The sequence below is a fragment of the Croceicoccus pelagius genome (genome assembly GCF_001661915.1).
Taxonomy (GTDB): Bacteria; Pseudomonadota; Alphaproteobacteria; order Sphingomonadales; family Sphingomonadaceae; genus Croceicoccus; species Croceicoccus pelagius.
Window position 1 is genome coordinate 47,617 of record NZ_LYWY01000009.1, and the last position, 19,884, is coordinate 67,500.

19 protein-coding genes, 1 tRNA gene and 2 rRNA genes (1 of these 22 only partly in view) are annotated in these 19,884 nt (G+C 62.1%); 16 read left to right on the top strand and 6 right to left on the bottom strand.

The genetic code is table 11. The features are described 5' to 3' along the window. The first annotated feature begins 40 nt into the window (after positions 1–40). From A9D15_RS16375 to A9D15_RS02265, 6 genes are all read left to right on the top strand, one after another. The gene (locus A9D15_RS16375; protein WP_229660426.1) at positions 41–199 is read left to right on the top strand and encodes a hypothetical protein; all 159 of its coding nucleotides are present in this window, start codon (positions 41–43) and stop codon (positions 197–199) included. A 71-nt stretch (positions 200–270) separates the two neighbouring features. Further along, positions 271–867: a 3-isopropylmalate dehydratase small subunit gene (gene leuD, locus A9D15_RS02245; RefSeq protein WP_066761405.1), complete on the top strand. Its 597-nt coding sequence runs from the start codon at positions 271–273 to the stop codon at positions 865–867. A gap of 21 nt (positions 868–888) precedes the next feature. Then, complete coding sequence (locus A9D15_RS02250; RefSeq protein ID WP_066761406.1) at positions 889–1,212, top strand: DUF1476 domain-containing protein; 324 nt, start codon at positions 889–891, stop codon at positions 1,210–1,212. A gap of 72 nt (positions 1,213–1,284) precedes the next feature. Continuing rightward, a complete protein-coding gene (locus A9D15_RS02255; protein ID WP_066761407.1) occupies positions 1,285–1,518 on the top strand; it encodes a BolA family protein in 234 nt (77 codons plus the stop codon). 34 nt (positions 1,519–1,552) lie between these two features. Next, positions 1,553–1,882: a Grx4 family monothiol glutaredoxin gene (grxD, locus tag A9D15_RS02260; protein ID WP_066761408.1), complete on the top strand. Its 330-nt coding sequence runs from the start codon at positions 1,553–1,555 to the stop codon at positions 1,880–1,882. A gap of 196 nt (positions 1,883–2,078) precedes the next feature. Next, positions 2,079–2,843: an NUDIX hydrolase gene (locus A9D15_RS02265; RefSeq protein ID WP_066761409.1), complete on the top strand. Its 765-nt coding sequence runs from the start codon at positions 2,079–2,081 to the stop codon at positions 2,841–2,843. 95 nt (positions 2,844–2,938) lie between these two features. Here the strand turns inward: A9D15_RS02265 and A9D15_RS16695 are convergent, their stop codons facing one another. Both A9D15_RS16695 and A9D15_RS02270 read right to left on the bottom strand, forming a co-directional pair. Beyond that, the gene (locus A9D15_RS16695; RefSeq protein ID WP_172807441.1) at positions 2,939–3,109 is read right to left on the bottom strand and encodes a hypothetical protein; all 171 of its coding nucleotides are present in this window, start codon (positions 3,107–3,109) and stop codon (positions 2,939–2,941) included. Positions 3,110–3,189: 80 nt separating this feature from the next. Further along, complete coding sequence (locus tag A9D15_RS02270) at positions 3,190–4,788, bottom strand: isocitrate lyase (RefSeq protein ID WP_066761410.1); 1,599 nt, start codon at positions 4,786–4,788, stop codon at positions 3,190–3,192. A 166-nt stretch (positions 4,789–4,954) separates the two neighbouring features. On the opposite strand from A9D15_RS02270, the gene A9D15_RS02275 reads away from it, so the two are divergent. Beyond that, positions 4,955–6,385 (top strand): helix-turn-helix domain-containing protein, encoded by a 1,431-nt coding sequence (locus A9D15_RS02275; RefSeq protein WP_066761412.1) that lies wholly within the window; start codon positions 4,955–4,957, stop codon positions 6,383–6,385. Here A9D15_RS02275 and A9D15_RS02280 read toward each other — a convergent pair. Then, positions 6,382–7,650 (bottom strand): Bcr/CflA family efflux MFS transporter, encoded by a 1,269-nt coding sequence (locus tag A9D15_RS02280; protein WP_066761416.1) that lies wholly within the window; start codon positions 7,648–7,650, stop codon positions 6,382–6,384. The genes A9D15_RS02275 and A9D15_RS02280 overlap by 4 nt on opposite strands. Before the next feature lie 106 nt (positions 7,651–7,756). Between A9D15_RS02280 and dinB the strand changes: the two genes are divergently transcribed. From dinB to A9D15_RS02325, 9 genes are all read left to right on the top strand, one after another. Then, on the top strand, positions 7,757–8,878 hold the full coding sequence (dinB, locus tag A9D15_RS02285) for a DNA polymerase IV (RefSeq protein WP_066761417.1): 1,122 nt from the start codon (positions 7,757–7,759) through the stop codon (positions 8,876–8,878). A gap of 62 nt (positions 8,879–8,940) precedes the next feature. Beyond that, on the top strand, positions 8,941–9,525 hold the full coding sequence (locus A9D15_RS02290) for a nitroreductase family protein (protein ID WP_066761418.1): 585 nt from the start codon (positions 8,941–8,943) through the stop codon (positions 9,523–9,525). Positions 9,526–9,679: 154 nt separating this feature from the next. After that, positions 9,680–11,140, top strand: coding sequence for an efflux transporter outer membrane subunit (locus A9D15_RS02295; protein ID WP_229660425.1), 1,461 nt, complete (start codon positions 9,680–9,682; stop codon positions 11,138–11,140). Further along, entirely contained in the window at positions 11,137–12,450 is a 1,314-nt protein-coding gene (locus A9D15_RS02300) for an efflux RND transporter periplasmic adaptor subunit (RefSeq protein WP_066761420.1), read from the top strand. The genes A9D15_RS02295 and A9D15_RS02300 overlap by 4 nt, the downstream gene beginning before the upstream one ends. After that, positions 12,450–13,175: an ABC transporter ATP-binding protein gene (locus tag A9D15_RS02305; protein ID WP_066761422.1), complete on the top strand. Its 726-nt coding sequence runs from the start codon at positions 12,450–12,452 to the stop codon at positions 13,173–13,175. Before A9D15_RS02300 ends, A9D15_RS02305 begins: the two co-directional genes overlap by 1 nt. Positions 13,176–13,183: 8 nt before the next feature. Then, a complete protein-coding gene (locus A9D15_RS02310; protein WP_066761424.1) occupies positions 13,184–14,383 on the top strand; it encodes an ABC transporter permease in 1,200 nt (399 codons plus the stop codon). A gap of 33 nt (positions 14,384–14,416) precedes the next feature. Continuing rightward, positions 14,417–15,247, top strand: coding sequence for an FAD-dependent oxidoreductase (locus A9D15_RS02315; protein ID WP_066761426.1), 831 nt, complete (start codon positions 14,417–14,419; stop codon positions 15,245–15,247). An 11-nt stretch (positions 15,248–15,258) separates the two neighbouring features. Then, positions 15,259–16,032, top strand: coding sequence for an SDR family NAD(P)-dependent oxidoreductase (locus A9D15_RS02320; protein WP_066761428.1), 774 nt, complete (start codon positions 15,259–15,261; stop codon positions 16,030–16,032). Positions 16,033–16,055: 23 nt separating this feature from the next. Then, entirely contained in the window at positions 16,056–16,802 is a 747-nt protein-coding gene (locus A9D15_RS02325; RefSeq protein ID WP_066761430.1) for an SDR family NAD(P)-dependent oxidoreductase, read from the top strand. A 366-nt stretch (positions 16,803–17,168) separates the two neighbouring features. Here A9D15_RS02325 and A9D15_RS02330 read toward each other — a convergent pair. The 3 genes from A9D15_RS02330 to A9D15_RS02340 form a co-directional block, all read right to left on the bottom strand. Then, positions 17,169–17,245: transfer RNA gene (locus tag A9D15_RS02330), tRNA-Met, on the bottom strand. Between the two features lie 200 nt (positions 17,246–17,445). Next, positions 17,446–17,560 (bottom strand): 5S ribosomal RNA (rrf, locus tag A9D15_RS02335). A 132-nt stretch (positions 17,561–17,692) separates the two neighbouring features. Continuing rightward, positions 17,693–19,884 (bottom strand): 23S ribosomal RNA (locus A9D15_RS02340); it runs 597 nt beyond the window's last position.

Genomic DNA, 19,884 nt, shown 5'->3' on the forward strand with positions numbered 1-19,884 from the left:
CGGTTCGTGGCACAGGAAGAGACAGACAAGGATTATCGACGTGAGCGACGACAAGAACTGGACCGGAAAGGCCGCCATGGCCGGTGCCGCGATCGGATCCGCCGCGCTGACCGCCGCGCTTCTGTATGCCTCGCGCCGCAAGGAACGGGCCGAGAAGAAGAAGGCAAAACCCACGGCAGAGATGCCCGAGACCGACTGAGCGCCGATTCCCGCCCGGAATCGGGCAGATTCGTGTTGAGGCGGCCCGCCGCTTCATCTAGGCGAAAGTCCATGGAACCGATCCGCGAAATCGAAGGCCGCGCCATCCCTTATGGTGCGAAGAACGTCGACACCGACGTCATCATTCCGGCTCACTGGCTGAAGACCATCACGCGCGAAGGCCTGGGCCAGGGCGCATTCGAGACGGTTCGTCAGGATCCGGACAACATCTTCGACAGCGAACGATACAAGGGCGCGCCGATCCTGATCGCGGGCGACAACTTCGGTTGCGGATCCAGCCGCGAACACGCAGCCTGGGCCCTTCTCGACATGGGCGTAAAGGCCGTGATCGCACCCAGTTTTTCGGATATCTTCTCCGGCAACGCTTTCAAGAACGGCATTCTCACTGTCGTGCTGCCGCAGGACAAGGTGGACCGCCTTCTCGAAGTAGCCGCAGAGGAGGACATCGCGATCGACCTTGAGCACCAGACGGTGACCACGCCGTTTCAGGACCGGTTCGAGTTCGAGATCGACCCGTTCCGCAAACACTGCCTCCTCGAAGGGCTCGACGAAGTCGGCCTGACGATGACCCGCGGCGACGCGATCTCGGCCTACGAGGCCAAGACCGCGTCCGTCCTTCCGTTTCTTTCCGGGCCGCGTGCAGCCTGATCAATCCCAAGGGGAACTGCCATGACCGATTTTCGTGACCGCGAACGCGCCGAGGAAGCCAAGTTTGCTTTCGACGAGGAAACCCTGTTCCGCATCACCGCGCGCCGTAACCGGCTGGTGGGCGAATGGGCCGCAGCCCGCATGGGCCTGAACGAGGCAGAGACCGAGGCCTATCGCAAGGCCGTAGTCCAGGCCGACTTCGAAGAAGCCGGTGACGAGGACGTGATCCGCAAGCTGCTCGGCGACATGACCGCAGCGGGGCTCGACATCGACGATGCGACGGTCCGCGCCGCGCTTGAAGAAAAGATGGTCGAAGCGCGCCGCCAGTTCCTCGGCGAAGTCTGATCGCATCCCCACCTCGGGGCTGTAAGAAATACCGACAGGGCGCCCGTCAGGGGCGCGAAAGGCAAGTTCATCATGGCAATGCAGGCCAGCGAGATCGAATCGATGATCCGCGCCGCCCTTCCCGATGCCGAGGTCACGATCACCGACCTTGCAGGCGATGGGGACCATTATGCCGCGCACGTCGTGTCGCCCAGTTTTGCAGGGATGACCCGCGTCGCGCAGCACAAGGCTGTGTACGAGGCGCTGGGCGGCCGCATGGGCGGTGAACTCCACGCCTTGCAACTGACGACTTCGGTTCCCAAGTGAACTGCACGAAATTCTTCACGGGAAACTGAATTACATGTCCGACGTAAACGACCGCATCCAGGATATCGTCCAGGCCGACGACGTCGTGCTCTTCATGAAGGGCACCCCCCTCTTCCCGCAGTGTGGTTTTTCAAGCCGCGCTGTTGCCATCCTCGATCACTGCGGCGTCGCCTTCGGTTCCGTCGACGTGCTGCAGGACATGGAAATCCGTCAGGGAATCAAGTCGTTCTCCGACTGGCCGACCATTCCGCAGCTCTACGTGAAGGGCGAATTCATCGGCGGCAGCGACATCATGATGGAGATGTTCGAAGCCGGTGAACTGCAGCAGCTGATGGATGAAAAGCAGGTTGCAAAGGCCGACTGATGGCGGCGTTCCGACCTGTCCCGTTTGCTCGCGGGGCTGTCGGAGACCAGTACGACAACCCCGCGTCTTCTGAGTTTCGTTCGGGTGTAACGGAAATAAAGCACGAAGCGTGCCAAATAATGCGAAACCGCGGAATTACGCGGTTTGCGCGTTTCTGGCAGACCGGCGCGTCGCGTGAATTGTCAAGAATCCCGACATGACCAGTCCCGAAAACCCCTCTCCCGGCATTCCAGCATCGACCCTGATCGCGTTCCGTAACGGCGTGGATGGCACGGAAATCCTCATGGTCCGCCGCTCGAAAAAGCTGGCCTTCGGGGCAGGAGCGGCGGTTTTCCCAGGCGGGCGGATAGACGCCGCTGATCACGATCTTGCCGCCGACATGTCCGGCGATCCGGAATGGAATGTCGCCCGCGTTGCCGCGGTGCGCGAAACGCTCGAGGAAACGGGCCTGCTTGTCGGTGTCGACGGACAGGTCACGGCCACGCAGGCGAGCGAGGCCCGCGCCGCGCTTTGTTCAGGCACCCCGCTGACCAACCTGCTTTCGGACTTAGGGCTCGCCATTGTGCCCGACGCACTGGTTCCTTTTGCCCGCTGGTTCCCGCCTCTCAGCATTCCGCGCCGGTTCGACACGCGCTTTCTGATCGCAGACCTCGGTACAGGCGCTGTCGATCTGTCCGCCGACGGGTCCGAGACGACCGAACATTTCTGGATCACGCCCGAGGCGATGCTGGCGCGCGCGGAGACGAGCGACGAAGAGCTCATGTTTCCCACTCGCATGAACCTGCTGCGTATCGCACAACTCGGCAATTTTGAACGGGCGAGGGAACAGGCTCGGGCGATCCCGCCGCGTATGGTGATGCCGGTCATCGCCGAAGAAAACGGCGAACGCTGCCTCATCATGCCCGAGGGCCACGGCTATCCACACTTTGCCGAACCACTCGGCACCATCCGTCGCCACTGATATAAAAAGGGCGCGGGAGCATTATGCCCCCGCGCCTTTCGGAGTTTCGCGACCCTCTCCCTCAAGCGGGCCGCGTTGTGTTCTATTCTGACCGTTCAGCCGGCGCGGCCGAGACGGTGTAGAAGGTTGGCATACCGGTTCGCCTCTGCCGGATCCTCGCAGGTCCGGGCGTAGTGGGCGACGGCGGTCTTCAGCATCGGGAAGTCCGCGTTGCTGAAGATCGCACGGGGACGCTGTTCGGGACGGCTCGTTTCTTCGGTGCTCATGTCATTTGCTCCTTGGATCTGCCGCCCTTTAAGCGGCCTTTCAGTTCTGCACTCTCATCTGGTTTCCGATTTGCCGTCCGTTACGCGGCGGCAAACTGGTTCATCGTGTTGTCCTTGCCGCCGGCCTTGAGGGCCGCTTCACCGGCAAAGTATTCCTTGTGGTCGTCGCCGATGTCGGAGCCGGCCATGTTCTGGTGCTTGACGCAAGCGATACCCTGGCGGATTTCCTCGCGCTGGACGTTGAGGACGTAGCCGAGCATGCCCTCTGCGCCGAAGTAGCGCTTGGCGAGGTTGTCCGTGCTCAGCGCAGCCGTGTGGTACGTCGGCAGCGTGATGAGGTGGTGGAAAATGCCGGCCTGTGCCGCCGCGTCCTTCTGGAAGGTGCGGATGCGTTCGTCGGCTTCGGCGGCGAGATCGCTGCCATCGTAATCCACGCTCATCAGCTTGGCACGGTCGTAACCCGACACGTCCTTGCCTTCCGCTTCCCAGGCATCGAAGACCTGCTGGCGGAAATTCAGCGTCCAGTTGAAGCTGGGCGAGTTGTTGTAGACCAGCTTGGCATTCGGAATGACTTCGCGGATGCGGTTCACCATTCCGCCGATCTGGCCGATGTGCGGCTTCTCGGTCTCGATCCAGAGCAGGTCTGCACCGGCCTGAAGCGAAGTGATGCCATCGAGCACGCAGCGATCTTCGCCCGTTCCCGAACGGAACTGGTAAAGGTTCGAAGGCAGGCGCTTGGGACGAAGCAGCTTGCCGTCGCGGCTGATCAGCACGTCGCCGTTGCCCAGGTTCGAGGCATCGACCTCGTCGCAATCGAGGAACGAGTTGTACTGGTCGCCCAGGTCGCCCGGTTCCTTGGTGAAAGCGATCTGCTTGGTCAGGCCAGCGCCCAGTGAGTCGGTGCGGGCGACGATGATGCCGTCATCCACGCCGAGTTCGAGGAAGGCGTAACGGATCGCGCGGATCTTCTGGTGGAAGTCCTCGTGCGGGACCGTGACCTTGCCGTCCTGGTGGCCGCACTGCTTTTCGTCAGAGACCTGGTTCTCGATCTGCAGGGCGCAGGCACCGGCTTCGATCATCTGCTTGGCCAGCAGGTAGGTCGCTTCCGGGTTGCCAAAACCTGCGTCGATGTCCGCAATGATCGGAACGACGTGAGTTTCGTAGTTGTCGATCGCGGTCTCGATACGCTTCGCCTCGATCTCGTCACCACGCTCACGCGCTGCGTCGAGGTCGCGGAACATCATGCCGAGTTCGCGGGCGTCGGCCTGCTTGAGGAAGGTGTAGAGCTCCTCGATCAGGGCCGGAACGCTGGTCTTCTCATGCATCGACTGGTCGGGCAGCGGGCCGAATTCGGAACGCAGGGCAGCAACCATCCAGCCCGAGAGGTAGAGGTACTTCTGCTTGGTCGTGCCGAAGTGCTTCTTGATGGAGATCATCTTCTGCTGACCGATGAACCCGTGCCAGCAGCCGAGCGACTGGGTGTAGTTTGCAGGGTCCGCGTCATAGGCCGCCATGTCCTGGCGCATGATCTTCGCGGTGTACTTCGCGATGTCGAGGCCGGTGTTAAAGCGGTTCTGCAACTTCATGCGAGCAGCGCTTTCGGCGTCGATCGCATTCCACGGTGCGCCGTTGGCGTCGATCGTGTCCTTCAGGGACGCGATGGTCTGCTGGTAGGTCATTGTTCAAGCCCTCACGATTCGAAAATGAGTAAATCCGATGGCATGCTTATGATGCGGATTTGTGCGTTGCGGAACGCGGCTCGGTGTCATCATGTCAAACTTTACAAAAATCGGATGTAATGTTGTAATGACGCTGACTCGAACGATGTGAAGGGTGTGCGATTCGATGGCCCGTAAGGCGCTTTTCATGGGACCGCGGCTGAAACGCGTACGGCGCGACCTCGGCTTGACGCAGGCCAACATGGCCGCCGACCTGGACATTTCGCCAAGCTATGTCGCCTTGATGGAGCGGAACCAGCGGCCCGTTACGGCAGACCTGCTGCTGAAACTGGCGACGACATACAAGATCGACATTGCCAGCCTTGCCGACGACGGGGGCGAGGAACTGTCGAAGCGGCTTCAGGCAACATTGAAGCAACCGATCTTCGAAGACATCGACCTACCCGCGCTGGACAGCGCCGACATCGCCACCAGCTATCCCGGTTTCGCAGAGGCGCTGCTGCGCCTGCACACCGCCTTTACCGAAGAACAGATGGCCCACGCTCAGCGGCGCGAAATGGCGAGCGGCGAAGGCGCGCCAGCCGCAGCGAGCGACCCTGTTGGCGAAGCGCGCGCGTTCCTTGCCGCGCGGCGCAACTGCTTTCCCGCGCTCGACGACCACGCAGCCGAAGTCGCGCAGGAGATGGCCGCGGCCCAGTCGCGTGAGGAATCGGTTTCGACAGACGCCCTCATCGCGCGACTGGCCCGCAAGCACGGGCAGAAAGTGCGATTTTCCGATCCCGAACTGATCCTCGGCTCGCTGCGCTGGCACGACCGCCACCGCGAACAGGTGCTGATCTCGAACCTGCTCGACAATCCGGGCCGCCGCTTTCAACTGGCATTGCAGATCGCGCTCTTGGAAGCGCGGCAGGTCATCCAGACGCAAGTGCTTGAGGGGCGCTTTTCGGGCGAGAACGCCCGCCGCCTCGCGCAACGCGCGCTCAGCGGGTACTGGGCTGCGGCGCTGCTGATGCCCTATCGCCCTTTCCTGCGCGCCGCGCGCCAGACGCGGCATGATATAGAGGCCTTGTCACGCCGCTTTGCCGCCAGCTTCGAACAAATCGCCCACCGCCTCACCACGATGGGCCGCCCGGGAGAGGAAGGCGTGCCGTTCTTCTTCCTGCGCGTCGACCGCGCAGGCAACGTGTCCAAGCGGCTGGACGGCGCGGGCTTTCCTTTCGCGCGCACGGGCGGATCATGCCCCTTGTGGAACGTCCACGCCGTATTCGAGACGCCGGGCCGCATCCGCCCGCAATGGCTGGAACTGCCCGAGGGCGAAAAGTTCTTCTCGATCGCCCGCTCGGTCGAGGCGGGTGGCGGATCGTGGGATGCGCCCCGCGCAACCCGTGCGGTGGCGCTGGCCTGCGCGCCCGAACATGCAGGGCACGTGATCTATTCCGACGGCCTCGATCCGGACGCCACGACGCCCATCGGCGTGGCTTGTCGCCTGTGCCACCGCCCGCGCTGCATCGCACGCTCGGCTCCGCCGATCGGCCGCGAACTGCGCCCCGATGACAATCGCGATACCGGCGTGCCCTTTGCCTTTGCAGGCGATTAGACCAGTTCCTCGCCTTCGACCTGTGCGATGCTTTCCTTGCGGCGACGGAACAGCTTGCCCCGTTCCGAGAAAAGAATGAGCATTAGCCCCGCAAGCGACAGCCCGAACAACGCCGCACCCAGCGGCCTTGCCGTGCCGTCGTAGGCGTTGCCCACGATCGCGCCCAACACCGCCCCGCCACCAACGCGGATCGTGGTCTGAAGCGAGGAGGCCGACCCTGCGAAGTGCTTGAACGGCTGCAACGCGATCGAGCTGAAATTACCACCGAGGAAGCCGATAAGCCCAAGGTTCACGGTCATCAGCGGCGCAAACAGCCAGAAGCTGTTGGGGGCAGCCCATGCAGCGATCAGTTGCAGGAAGCCGGTGACGACGAACATCAGCAGCGCGGTATGACTGACCCGGCGCGCACCGAACTTTTCCACGATGCGTGAATTGACGAAGTTCGCCAGCGCCATGAACACGGCCATCCCGCCAAAGACATAGGCGAACCGCTGACCAAGGCCGAAGTGTTCGCCCACCAGCTGTTCCGCGCAGTTGATGTAGCCGTAGAGCCCCGCAAAGACGAGCGTCGCACCAAAGATGTAGCCGAAGGCATCGCGGTTGGTGATGACCAGCCGGAAATTGTGCGCCACCCGTTTCAGGTCCATCGGCTGACGCTCATGCGCCGCCAGAGTTTCGGGCAGGCGGAACAGGACCCACAGGAACATCGTGATGCCGGTTACGAACATCATGCCGAAGATCGAACGCCAGCCCGCGACCAGCAGGATCATCTGACCGATCGTCGGGGCCAGCACCGGCACGATCATGAAGACCACCGCTATCATCGACACGACACGCGCCATGGCATCGCCTTCAAAGCGGTCGCGCACGATGGCGTTGGCAACGACACTTCCCGCTGAGGCGACCATGCCGTTCGCAAAGCGGAAGACCAGCAGTGCGTTGAAATCGGTGATGATCATGCAGCCGAAATCGAACAGGCAATACGTCCCGATCCCGCCAAGGATCACCGGCTTGCGCCCGAACCGGTCTGCCAGAAACCCGAAGATGAGCGAACCGACGCCCATTCCGATAAGGTAGGTGCCGACGACCAGCTGGCGCTGGTTCGGATCCTCTACCTTCAGTTCGGCGGCGATGTCGGAAAGCGCGGGCAGCATGGCGTCGATGCCAAGTGCCTGCAGCGCCATCACGAAAGCGAGCATTACCGTGAATTCCGTACGGCTCAGTTCTTTGGGGGGCTTGGGTAGGCGAAACATTGCCAGCCTCATGCGCCCCTTGCCGCGATGCCGCAATGGCAAATCGGGCACGCCCCGCGTCGCCATCTGGACTTGTCCGCCTGACAAAAGGCCACGCCTTGCGCTAAGGCCTGGCCCCGTGAGCGAGACGATCCACGACGACGATGACGAGGAAGGCGAAGCCGAAGGGCTGCGCAAGATCATCCATGTCGACATGGACGCCTTCTTCGCCAGCGTCGAACAGCGCGATGAGCCTTCGCTACGCGGAAAACCGGTCGCCGTCGGCGGGTCGTCGGGCCGCGGCGTGGTTGCCGCCGCCAGTTACGAAGCGCGCAAGTTCGGAGTGCGGTCCGCCATGCCGTCGGTCACGGCCAGGCGGCTGTGCCCCGATCTCATCTTCCGCAAGTCCCGCTTCGATGTCTATCGGGAGGTTTCGGGCCAGATCCGCGCGATATTCAACGACTACACCCCGCTGGTCGAACCGCTCTCGTTGGACGAGGCCTATCTCGACGTGACGGAGGACTTGCGCGGGCTGGGATCGGCCACCCGCATCGCGCAGGAAATCCGCCGCCGCATCCGCGAAGAAACCGGCCTCACCGCCAGCGCGGGGGTCAGCTACAACAAGTTCCTCGCAAAGCTCGCCAGCGACCAGAACAAGCCCGATGGCCTATGCGTCATCCGCCCGGGCGAAGGCGCGGCCTTCGTCGCGACCTTGCCGGTCAAGCGCTTTCACGGCGTCGGCCCCAAGGGCGCGGAGAAGATGTCGCGACTCGGTATCGAGACGGGGGCAGATCTCGTCACGAAGGACCTCGCCTTCCTGCGCGCCAATTTCGGCAGTTTCGCCGACTATCTCTATCGCGCCGCACGCGGCATCGATTTGCGACAGGTACGCGCCAGCCGCAATCGCAAGTCGGTGGGCGGCGAACGCACCTTTCACGAGGACCTGTCGAACCCTGCCGAACTGCGCGAGGCGATGGACCGCATCATCGACATCGTGTGGGAGCGGATCGAGCGCGCCGAGGCGACAGGCCGCACAGTCACGATGAAGCTGAAATACAACGATTTCACGATCCAGAGCCGCGCTACCACCCTGCCGCGCAGCGTCGCCGGCAAGACCGAGTTCGGGCGCATCGGGCACGACCTGCTGTCCGAAATGCTGCCCCTGCCCCGCCCGATCCGGCTGATGGGCCTGACCTTGTCGAAGCTGGATGGCGCAAGGCCTTCCCGCCAGGCAGACAGCGCGCAGCTCGACCTGTTCTGACACCCTTGCAGGCGAGGAATGAATCCCTACTTCCGACCCCGCCCAACAAGACAGGACCAGACATGACCGGACGCGACGCGCACGAAAAAATCGTTCCCCTCATCGTGGAGCGCTGGTCGCCCCGCGCGTTTGATGAAACCGCGCTGCCGCTCGAAGACCTGAAAGTCATCATCGAAGCCGCTGGCTGGGCGGCATCGGCCTTCAATGCACAGCCATGGACGTTCCTCTACTCCCTGCGCGGGGACGAGAACTGGGACACGTTCCTCGACCAGCTGATCCCGTTCAATCAGGACTGGGTCAAGACGGCAGGCGCGCTGCTGTTCATCGTCTCGGACCGCGGCACGACCAAGAGCGAAGACGGATCACCAAGCCACAGCCACAGCTTCGATGCGGGCGCGGCATGGGCCAACCTTGCGCTGCAGACGACGGCCATGGGCTATCACGCGCACGCCATGACCGGGATCGAGTTCGACAAGGCGGTCGCGGCGCTGAACATTCCCGACACGCACCGCCTCGAAGCAGCCGTTGCGATCGGGCGTCGCGGCAGTGCGGAAAGCCTGCCCGAGGACCTGCAGGACAAGGAGCAGCCGTCGGGCCGCAAGCCGGTCGACGAGATCATGCAGCCGGGTACTTTTTCCGCGAACTGACGATCCGCGACGTGGCAGCAATGCCGCACTTTCATGACAAATCCTGAAAGCTGATGAAATCGGGGTGTTAGGCCTTTGCCTTCCCCGATTTCTGGCTAAGTTCCATTTCGATCGAAACTATTTTTCGCACGCGTTGGCGCAGGGGGCGCCAGACGTGACGGATACGGATCGGGTGGGAAACATTCTGGCCAGCAGGCGCGCATCGATACGTTCGGCGGCTCTTTTCATCGCGGCGGCTTCATTGCCGCTTGGTGGCTGCACGTCATTGCTGGGCGAAAAACCGGCCGAACCGGGCGTCGCCATCCCTGAAACATGGTCGATGCCGGTCGCGCCGGTCACGGTGGACCTCGCCGAATACTGGACCCTGCTCGACGATCCACTCGTCACCGAGTTCGTCGCCGCCGCGATTCTGAACAACCGCGATCTAGCCGCTGCCGCCGCCCGCGTTCGCATCGCCCGCGCCGGTGTCAAGGCCAGCCGGGCCAGCTACTTCCCGCAGATCGGCGCCAGTGCAGGGGTTCAGCGCGATGTCGGCGATTTTGCCAGCGACGACTACACCTTCTCGGTCGGCGCCGATGCCCGCTGGGAAGCGGACCTGTTCGGGTCTATTGGTTTCGACGTCGCTTCCAGCAAGGCGGATCTGCTGGCCGCGGGATATTCGCTGGCAGACCTGCAGCGGCTGATCGTCGGGCAGGTGGCGCAGACGACAATTTCGGCCCGCGCGCTCGCCCTGCAACTCGCCATCGCGCGCGAGACGCTGGCCATTCAGGACGAGAACCTGCAGATCGCCCGCTGGCGGCTCGAGGCGGGGCTGGTCTCCAGCCTAGATGTCGAGCAGGCTCGCACGCAGCGCGCGCAGACAGCGGCCTCGATCCCCGCGCTCGAACGCGATCTTGCGTCCGCGGCGAACACGATCTCCACCCTGATCGGCGAAGCGCCCGGCCCCGTGCTGACGCGGTTCGAGGGGTCGGAGACGATACCCGTTCCGCCCGAACTGCTCGGCTATCCGATGCCTGCCGAAGTTCTGCGCAACCGGCCGGACGTGCGTCAGGCCGAGGCGATCCTGATCTCCGACACGGCGCGTATCGGGCTTGCCCGCGCGCAGCTGTTCCCGATGCTTTCGCTGACGGGCAACATCGGCACTTCCGCGACCAGCGCGGGCGACCTGTTCGACATCATCACCGGCGGACTGTTTGCTGGGATCAGCCAGCTGATCTTCGACGGTGGGCGCACCGCCGCCCAGATCGAGGCTTCGCGCGCGCAGGCCGCCGCCTCGCTCGCCGGGTGGGAGCAGGCGATCCTCCTCGCGCTCGAAGACGTCGAGAGCGCCAACGCCTCCTTGCGTGCCGCGCGCCAACGGGTCGGGCTCTTTGCCGAGGCTTTGGACGCGGCCAGCAATGCCGCGCTGCTTGCGCGCAGCCAGTATCAGGCAGGCCTCATCGATTTCGAAACGCTGCTGCTTGCCGAAAACCAGTTGCTGTCCGCACGCAATGCGCTTGCCGCCAGCGAGGCGGAGCGCGCCAACGCTTTCGTCCGCCTGACACAGGCGCTGGGCGGCGGGTGGACCGACGGCGACAACGACATTCCCGAGAACCCCGAAAGGACTGGGCCATGAGCGATGCCGACGACGGGCAGGCGCCCGAAGGTATCGACGATTTCCTCGGCACGAAGCCGAAGCCGCGCTGGCGCAAGTACATGCGCTACTGGCTGCCCGCGCTTATCGTAATCGTCCTGATCCTGCTGATCGCGCAATGTTCGGGCGGCGATGACAAGCCGCAGTACATCACAGAGGCGGTGCAGCAGCGCTCGCTAGACCTGACGGTAACGGCCACCGGCAACCTGCGCCCGACAAACCAGGTGCAGGTCGGCTCGGAAGTGTCGGGCCGGATCGACCAGATCTACGTCGACGTGAACGACCGCGTATCGCGCGGGCAGACGCTGGCCGTGATCAATACAGACATCATCGACGACCAGATCACGCAGGCGCGCGCCAATCTCAACGCTGCCAGCGCGCAAGTCGCACAGGCCCGCGCGACGCTGGACGTGGACGAAGCACAGCTTGCCCGCCTGCGCAGCGTTTACGAAGCATCGGACGGCAAGGTGCCGTCGAAGACCGAACTGGAACAGGCCGTCGCCGCGGTAAAGCGCGACCGCGCCGCCGTCGCTTCGGCCGAGGCCAACGTGAAGGCGCAGGAAGCGCAGTTGTCTTCCGCGCTGACCAATCGCGGTCGGGCGCTGATCAGTTCGCCGGTCTCGGGCGTCGTCCTCGCCCGTCAGGTCGAACCGGGACAGACCGTCGCGGCCAGCTTCAATACGCCGACCCTGTTCGTGATCGCCGAAGACCTGTCGCAGATGCAGCTTCGCGTCGACATCGACGAGGCTGACGTGGGGCAGGTCGAAGCAGGGCAGGATGCGACCTTCACCGTCGATGCCTATCCGGGCCGCAAGTTCCCCGCAGCGGTCGAACGCGTGAACCGCGCGTCAAGCAACATCGCGACCTCGACTGCGTCCGGCACGACGTCCACCGCGACGAACCAGGTCGTAAGTTACGAAGCGCGCCTTGCCGTCTCCAACCCCGAAGGCCTGCTGCGCCCCGGCATGACGGCAACGGCCACAATCGCGACGCAAAGCACGGGCAAGCGACTGCTCGTCCCCAACAGCGCGCTGCGTTTCGATCCGGGCGATGTCGGCAAGGACGAAGGCGGCGGCGTGCTCAACCCCGAGATCGGTCTGGAACAGAACGAACAGCAGGCGACCATCGGCATCGGCAGTCGCCAGCGCGTCTATGTCCTTCAGGATGACGGCACGCTCGATCCGATCGACGTCGTGACGGGGCAAAGCGACGGTCGCTTGACGGTCGTGACTTCGAAAAACCTCAAGGCCGGCATGAAAGTCGTCACCGGCGTCGGCGCGAAAGGGCGCTGATGCGCCAGTCGCCCGAATCCCAGCCGCTCATCGAACTGGAGGGGATCACCAAGACCTTCGGTGAAGGAGCGGCTGCGTTCCAGGCCCTGAAAGGCGTCGATCTGACCATCGATCGCGGCGATTTCGTCGCGGTCATGGGCCCGTCGGGTTCGGGCAAGTCGACGACGATGAACGTCCTCGGCTGTCTCGACGTACCGACCAGCGGGGTCTTCCGCTTCCACGGGGTCGAAGTGCAGTCGCTCGACCGTGACCAGCGCTCGCTGCTGCGGCGGCGTTATCTCGGCTTCGTGTTTCAGGGTTTCAACCTGCTCGCCCGCACCAGCGCGCTGGAGAATGTCGAGCTTCCCCTGCTCTATCGCGGCGAAAGCAAGGCCGCGCGGTGCGAGGCGGCGATGCGCGCGCTCGATCAGGTCGGCCTTGCGCCGTGGGCCACTCATACCCCTGCAGAGCTTTCGGGCGGCCAGCAGCAGCGTGTCGCCATCGCCCGAGCGCTCGTCACGCAACCCGACGTGCTGCTGGCGGACGAGCCGACCGGCAACCTCGACACCGAACGCTCGCTCGAAATCATGGAGCTTCTCACGCGGCTCAACGGCGAGGGCATCACTGTCGTGATGGTGACGCACGAGGAAGAGATGGCGCAATTCGCGCGCACGATCGTGCATTTCCGCGACGGTCTGGTCGAGCGGATCGATCGGGGCGCCCGCCACCGGGTGGAACCGGCCTGATGCTAAGGATGTTCGCGGCCACCCTGCTGCTGGCGTTTCGGGAAATCCGCCGCCACCTGCTGCGTTCGTTCCTGACGACGCTGGGTATCATCATCGGCGTGGCCGCCGTCATCACCATGGTCACTTTGGGCAATGGCGTGACGGCCTCGATCCGGGACCAGATCAGTTCGCTCGGCTCCAATGTCTTCATCGTCTTCCCCTTGCGCGGCGATCGCGAGGTGATCCGCCCGTTCGAGGAGGAAGACATCGAGGCCGTGGCAAAGCAGATCGCTGGTGCGCAGGAAGTGGCGGGCAGCGTGTCGGCATCGACCACCGCATTCCATAACGGAGCGGACTGGACGACCAGCGTGCAGGGCGCGAACAATACATTCCTGCGCGCGCAATCGATAGAGATCGAGGAAGGTCGCCCCTTCACGCGCGAGGAAGAAAGCGCTGGCAAGAACGTGTGCCTGTTGGGCCCCAAGGTGCGCGATGCGATCTTCGTGCCCGACGCCAGCCCGCTGGGCGAGGAAATGCGCCTTGGCGGCGTATCGTGCACGGTGATCGGCGTCCTTGCTGAACGCGGCCAGGGCGGCGGCCCCAACCAGGACCAGGACAATACGGTGCTGATGCCGCTGAAGACGGTGCAGCGCCGCTTCACCGGTAGCGACGACCTGCAGTACTTCGTCATCAAGTACGACAGCGCCTATTCCAGCAGCGCGATCCAGGATTCGCTGGTCGAACTGCTGCGCGAACGCCGCCTGCTTCAGGAGGGCGCGGACAACGACTTCAACATCATCGACACCGCGCAAGTGAACCAGGCGCTGGGCGCGGCGACAGGGGCACTGACGGCGATGGTCGCGGTGATCGCCGGGATCAGCCTACTGGTCGGCGGGATCGGGATCATGAATATCATGCTGGTGTCCGTCACCGAACGCACCCGCGAGATCGGCATCCGCCTCGCCATCGGGGCATTGGCTCGCGAAGTGCGATTGCAGTTCCTGACCGAAGCGGTCGTGCTGTGCTGCCTTGGCGGGCTGGTCGGGATCGCGCTGGCTTTCGCGCTGTCCTATTCGCTCGCCTCGGTCATCGACGTGCCGTTCATCTTCAGCCCGATGATCAACCTGGCAAGCTTTCTGTTTTCGGCGGTGATGGGGATCGTCTTCGGCTACTACCCGGCAGCCCGCGCCTCGCGCCTCGATCCGATAGACGCGTTGCGTCACGAATAGGCGCGGCTCAGGCCGGCAGCCGAGCAGAAGAAGGTGCTTGTTGTCGGTGGCGGCCCTGCCGGACTGGAAGCGGCGCGTGTCGCAGCGCTACGCGGGCACAAAGTCACACTTGCCGAAGCCAGCTCGGTGCTTGGCGGAACGCTGCGCGCTGCCGCAAAGGCACCCACGCGCCATGGCATGATCGATATCGCTACCTGGCTTGAATCGGAAGTTTTCCGGCTTGGGGTCGACGTACAGCTGTCGACTTACATGGACGAAGAAGACGTGATCGAAAGCGGTGCCGAATCGGTCATCGTGGCAACCGGCTCATTCCCGCGCATGGACGGCATACAGCACTCTCACCCCGGCCAACCGATACGCAATTTCGAACGCAAGAACGTGATCTCCTCTTTCGACCTGTTCATGCAGCCGCCCGCAAATCTCGGGAAGACGGCGGTCGTGATCGACGATGTCGGCCATTATGAAGGTATCGCCGCGAGCGAACACCTGATCAACGCGGGTCTGTCCGTCACCTACGTTACGCGCCTCCGCATGTTCGCGCCGCAGGCGCAAGGCCCGCTGATGGTGGAACCGTTCCTCACCCGCATGCGCGGAAAGCCGTTCGAATATCTTATCCGCCACCGCGCGGTGGAATTCACCGAAGATGAAGTGTTGATCAGCCCGACCCACTTCACCGATGACGCCGATCTACGACGCTTGCCGGCCGACACCATCGTTTTCGTATCGGCCAACGCACCGAACCGCGAACTCTTTACTGCACTCAGCGACCGTAACACCGATGTACGTGTTGTCGGCGATGCCAATTCACCCCGCTTCCTGCAGTCGGCAATCCGCGAAGGCCATTTGGCCGGCGCGTCGATCTGAGGACCTGGCGGATGGGACTACTGGACGGAAAAGTTGCCGTCGTGCTCGGCGCATCGGCGCCGGGCGGATCTGGCGCGGCGATAGCCCGGCGTTTTGCGGCTGAAGGTGCACGGTTGCTCGTTGGCGCGCGCAGCGAAGGTCCCTTGCATGACCTGGCACGCGAAACTGGTGGCCTGGCAATGCGTTGCGACGTTGGCAACCAGGACGACGTCGCTGCCTTCATCGCACGGGCAGTCGATGCCTATGGCCGGCTCGACGTGGGGATAAATGCTGCAGGGCTGCCGATGGGCGGCACGATTGCGGATTCGTCCGTCGAAGATGCGCGCGCCGCGATGGAGGTAAACTATTTCGGCTGCCTGCACTTCATCAGGTACAGCGCCCAGGCGATCGTCCTGTTTTCCTCTCTAGCGGCAGCACAGCCCATGGAATTTGTCTATTCCTACGGCTGCGCCAAGGCCGCAACAGACGCGCTCGTCCGGTACGCCGCTGCGGAATACGGGCCCAAGGGCATCAAGGTCAATTCGATCCAGCCCGGTCCAATCCGGAGCGACATGGCCTCGGGCCTATGGGAAGTTGCGGGGATGGAAGATGCCTATGCGCGAGAGATACCTCTGCGCCGCATCGGTGAGCCGGACGACTACGCCGATGCAGCACTATGGCTGGCGGGCCCGTCCTTCGTAAGCGGGCTCAACCTTCCGGTGAGTGGCGGCAACCAGTTGACGAGGATGCCCTATCTTTCCGAACGCCCCGATATGACAGGCAACGACCCGACCAACGCGTCCTGACGATCTCCAAGAAGGAAATTACAATGAGTATTGGAAAGGACATCCTGTCACTGGCGAACAAGCGCGTCCTCGTTGTCGGCGGATCGAGCGGCATCGGCAATGGCATTGCACAGTTGTTCCGGGCCCAAGGTGCCCAAGTTCGTGTATGGGGCACACGCGACGCCGCTGACGACTACGCGAACGAAGATGGCTCCGACCTGACGGGCCTGGAATACGAGCAGGTCGACGTATCGGACGCAGCTGCAGTCGAGGCCGCAGGAGACTTTCCTGATGGGCTCGATATCCTCGTGCTGGCGCAAGGCGCGGTCGTCTATCGCCGCAAAGAGTATGAGATCGAGACTTTCCGTAGAGTGGTCGACATCAACCTCAACAGCGTAATGCATTGTTGCACGAAGTTTTACCCTTCTATTCAGAAACGGCAGGGCACGATCATCGTGATAAGTTCGATCGGTGCCTACAAGTCCGTGATTGGAAACCCGGCCTATGCAGCTTCGAAGGCCGGCGTTGTCGGCCTCACCCGGACGCTCGGGGATGCGTGGGCACGGGAAGGTGTGCGCGTGAACGGGATCGCACCCGGCATGATCGCAACCAAAATGACTGCGGTCACGACCAAGAACCCCGATCGGCTTGAGGCGGCGCTTGAGACCATTTCTCTGGGAAGACTCGGCCTGCCCAAGGATGTCGCGACGACTGCGCTGTTCCTTGCTTCCCCTCTGGCCGACTATATTACGGGCCAGACACTGACCGTGGATGGCGGCCGAAGTCTGTAGCGAACCCTGTGACGGTGATCGCGATGCGGATCGCTGTTTGACTCGGCCGATCTAACGCCAGTTTCGCGACTGTGCAGCAATATGACTGGCGTTGACGGGGCTTGTGATGGGTGGCGGCCTTCCCGGCTGTAAGCGGTGCGGATCGCAGCGTTACCCGGGCACGAGGACGCGGTTACCGAAGCGCGAGCCCCTTACTTGCTGCAACGCAGCCTACACCGGACGGCGCCTCGTTCACAGACCATGGCATGATCGAGATCCCTACCCCGCTTGAAGCGGGGCTTGGACCTGTCCCGGCGCACGTCATCGGACTGGCTGCCTCGGAGGCGCCAGCGCATGATGTTTCTGCGTTGAGAAGTTCTATGGCGGTGGTTGCGGGGGTTGGATTTGAACCAACGACCTTCAGGTTATGAGCCTGACGAGCTACCGGACTGCTCCACCCCGCGTCACCTTGCATTGGGTACCTCAAGGTCCAGCGTCGACATGTGTCGACTTGGCCTTGCGAAGCCTGTGTGCCTCGGAAGGATACCCTGGTCCTGGGGCGCTTGTGGCGACCCGAGAGACCAAAAAGCCGCCGCTCGGTAGGACCGGCAGCGGCTTTGGGGGTTTTGTGAATGGGTTTTTTTGCGCTCACGCCGGCTACAATGCCTGGCGGCGTCCTACTCTTCCAACGCTTGAGCGTTAGTACCATCGGCGCTGTTTGGTTTCACGTCCGAGTTCGAGATGGGATCGGGTGGGTCACAAACGCTATGGCCACCAAGCAATGAAGCAGGCGTGTCGCATATTAATCGATGCACTTGTTAAGTGATGTGGGTGATCTGGCTGCGATGACCGTCCGGTCAACGAACAGCGCCGGTACTGAACCAGCAGGACTGTCGTTGATGGTGGGATTCATCAAGCGCGATCAGAGTTATTAGGACCGGTTAGCTCCATGCGTTACCGCACTTCCACACCCGGCCTATCAACGTCGTGGTCTACGACGACTCGAAGATACCTAATCTTAAGGGAGGCTTCCCGCTTAGATGCTTTCAGCGGTTATCCCGTCCATACATAGCTACCCTGCGGCACCCTTGGCAGGATGACAGGTACACCAGAGGTATGTTCACCCCGGTCCTCTCGTACTAGGGGCAACTCCTTTCAAGTATCGACGCCCACGGCAGATAGGGACCAAACTGTCTCGCGACGTTCTGAACCCAGCTCACGTACCACTTTAATTGGCGAACAGCCAAACCCTTGGGACCTGCTCCAGCCCCAGGATGTGATGAGCCGACATCGAGGTGCCAAACGATTCCGTCGATATGAGCTCTTGGGAATCATCAGCCTGTTATCCCCGGCGTACCTTTTATCCGTTGAGCGATGGCCCTTCCACGAGGGACCACCGGATCACTATGACCGACTTTCGTCTCTGCTCGACTCGTCAGTCTCGCAGTCAGGCAGGCTTATGCCATTGCACTCTTGCAGCCGGTTTCCAACCGGCCTGAGCCTACCATCGCGCGCCTCCGTTACTCTTTAGGAGGCGACCGCCCCAGTCAAACTACCCGCCACAGAGGGTCCCAACACCGGCTAACGGTGCGTGGTTAGACATCAGAAAACAGCAGGGTGGTATTTCACCTATGGCTCCACGAGAACTGGCGCTCTCGCTTCAAAGCCTCCCACCTATGCTACACAACTCTTTCCTAATGCCACTCTGAAGCTGCAGTAAAGGTGCACGGGGTCTTTCCGTCTAACCGCGGGTACTCCGCATCTTCACGGAGAATTCAATTTCGCTGAGCATATCCTGGAGACAGTGGGGAAGTCGTTACGCCATTCGTGCAGGTCGGAACTTACCCGACAAGGAATTTCGCTACCTTAGGACCGTTATAGTTACGGCCGCCGTTTACTCGGGCTTCAATTCGGAGCTTGCACTCCTCCTCTTAACCTTCGAGCACCGGGCAGGCGTCACACCCTATACGTCGTCTTGAAGCCGACTTAGCAGAGTGCTGTGTTTTTGCTAAACAGTCGCTACCCCCTGGCCTGTGCCCCCTCCAACTACTTGCGTAGAAAGAGGGCCTCCTTCTTCCGAAGGTACGGAGGCAATTTGCCGAGTTCCTTCAGGATACTTCTCTCAAGCGCCTTGGTATACTCTACCTGACCACCTGTGTCGGTTTCGGGTACGGTCTATATGGAGAGGCTATTTCCTGGAACCACTTGGCTGCCCATCCAATCCGATAAGGATGAACAACTTCCGCGATCCGTCACACATCTCCAGGCCCACGAATATTTACGTGGTTCCCATCGACTACCCCCTTCGGGCTCGTCTTAGGGGCCGGCTAACCCTGCTCCGATTAGCGTTGAGCAGGAACCCTTGGTCTTTCGGCGAGAGGGCATCTCACCCTCTTTGTCGCTACTCATGTCAGCATTCGCACTTCCGATACGTCCAGCGTCGGTTACCCTTCGCCTTCACTCGCTTACGGAACGCTCCGCTACCGCTGCAGTAAACTGCAACCCTAAGCTTCGGTGCGTATCTTTAGCCCCGTTACATCTTCGCCGCAGGAACCCTTATTTAGACCAGTGAGCTGTTACGCTTTCTTTAAAGGATGGCTGCTTCTAAGCCAACCTCCTGGTTGTTTTGGGATTCCCACATGCTTTCCCACTTAGATACGACTTGGGGACCTTAGCTGTAGGTTAGGGCTGTTTCCCTTTTGACGACGGACCTTAGCACCCGCCGTCTGTCTGCCGGACTAGACTCGATGGTATTCGGAGTTTGGTTAGGTTTGGTAGATCTCGCGACCCCCTAGCCCATCCAGTGCTCTACCCCCATCGGCAATCATCCGACGCTCTACCTCAATAGATTTCGCGGAGAACCAGCTATTTCCCGGCTTGATTGGCCTTTCACCCCTAAACACAACTCATCCGAGAATTTTTCAACATTCAACGGTTCGGTCCTCCAGTGCGTGTTACCGCACCTTCAACCTGGTCATGCCTAGATCGCCGGGTTTCGGGTCTAATTCATCATACTCTGGCGCCCTATTCAGACTCGCTTTCGCTGCGCCTACACCTAACGGCTTAAGCTCGCATGATAAATTAAGTCACTGACCCATTATGC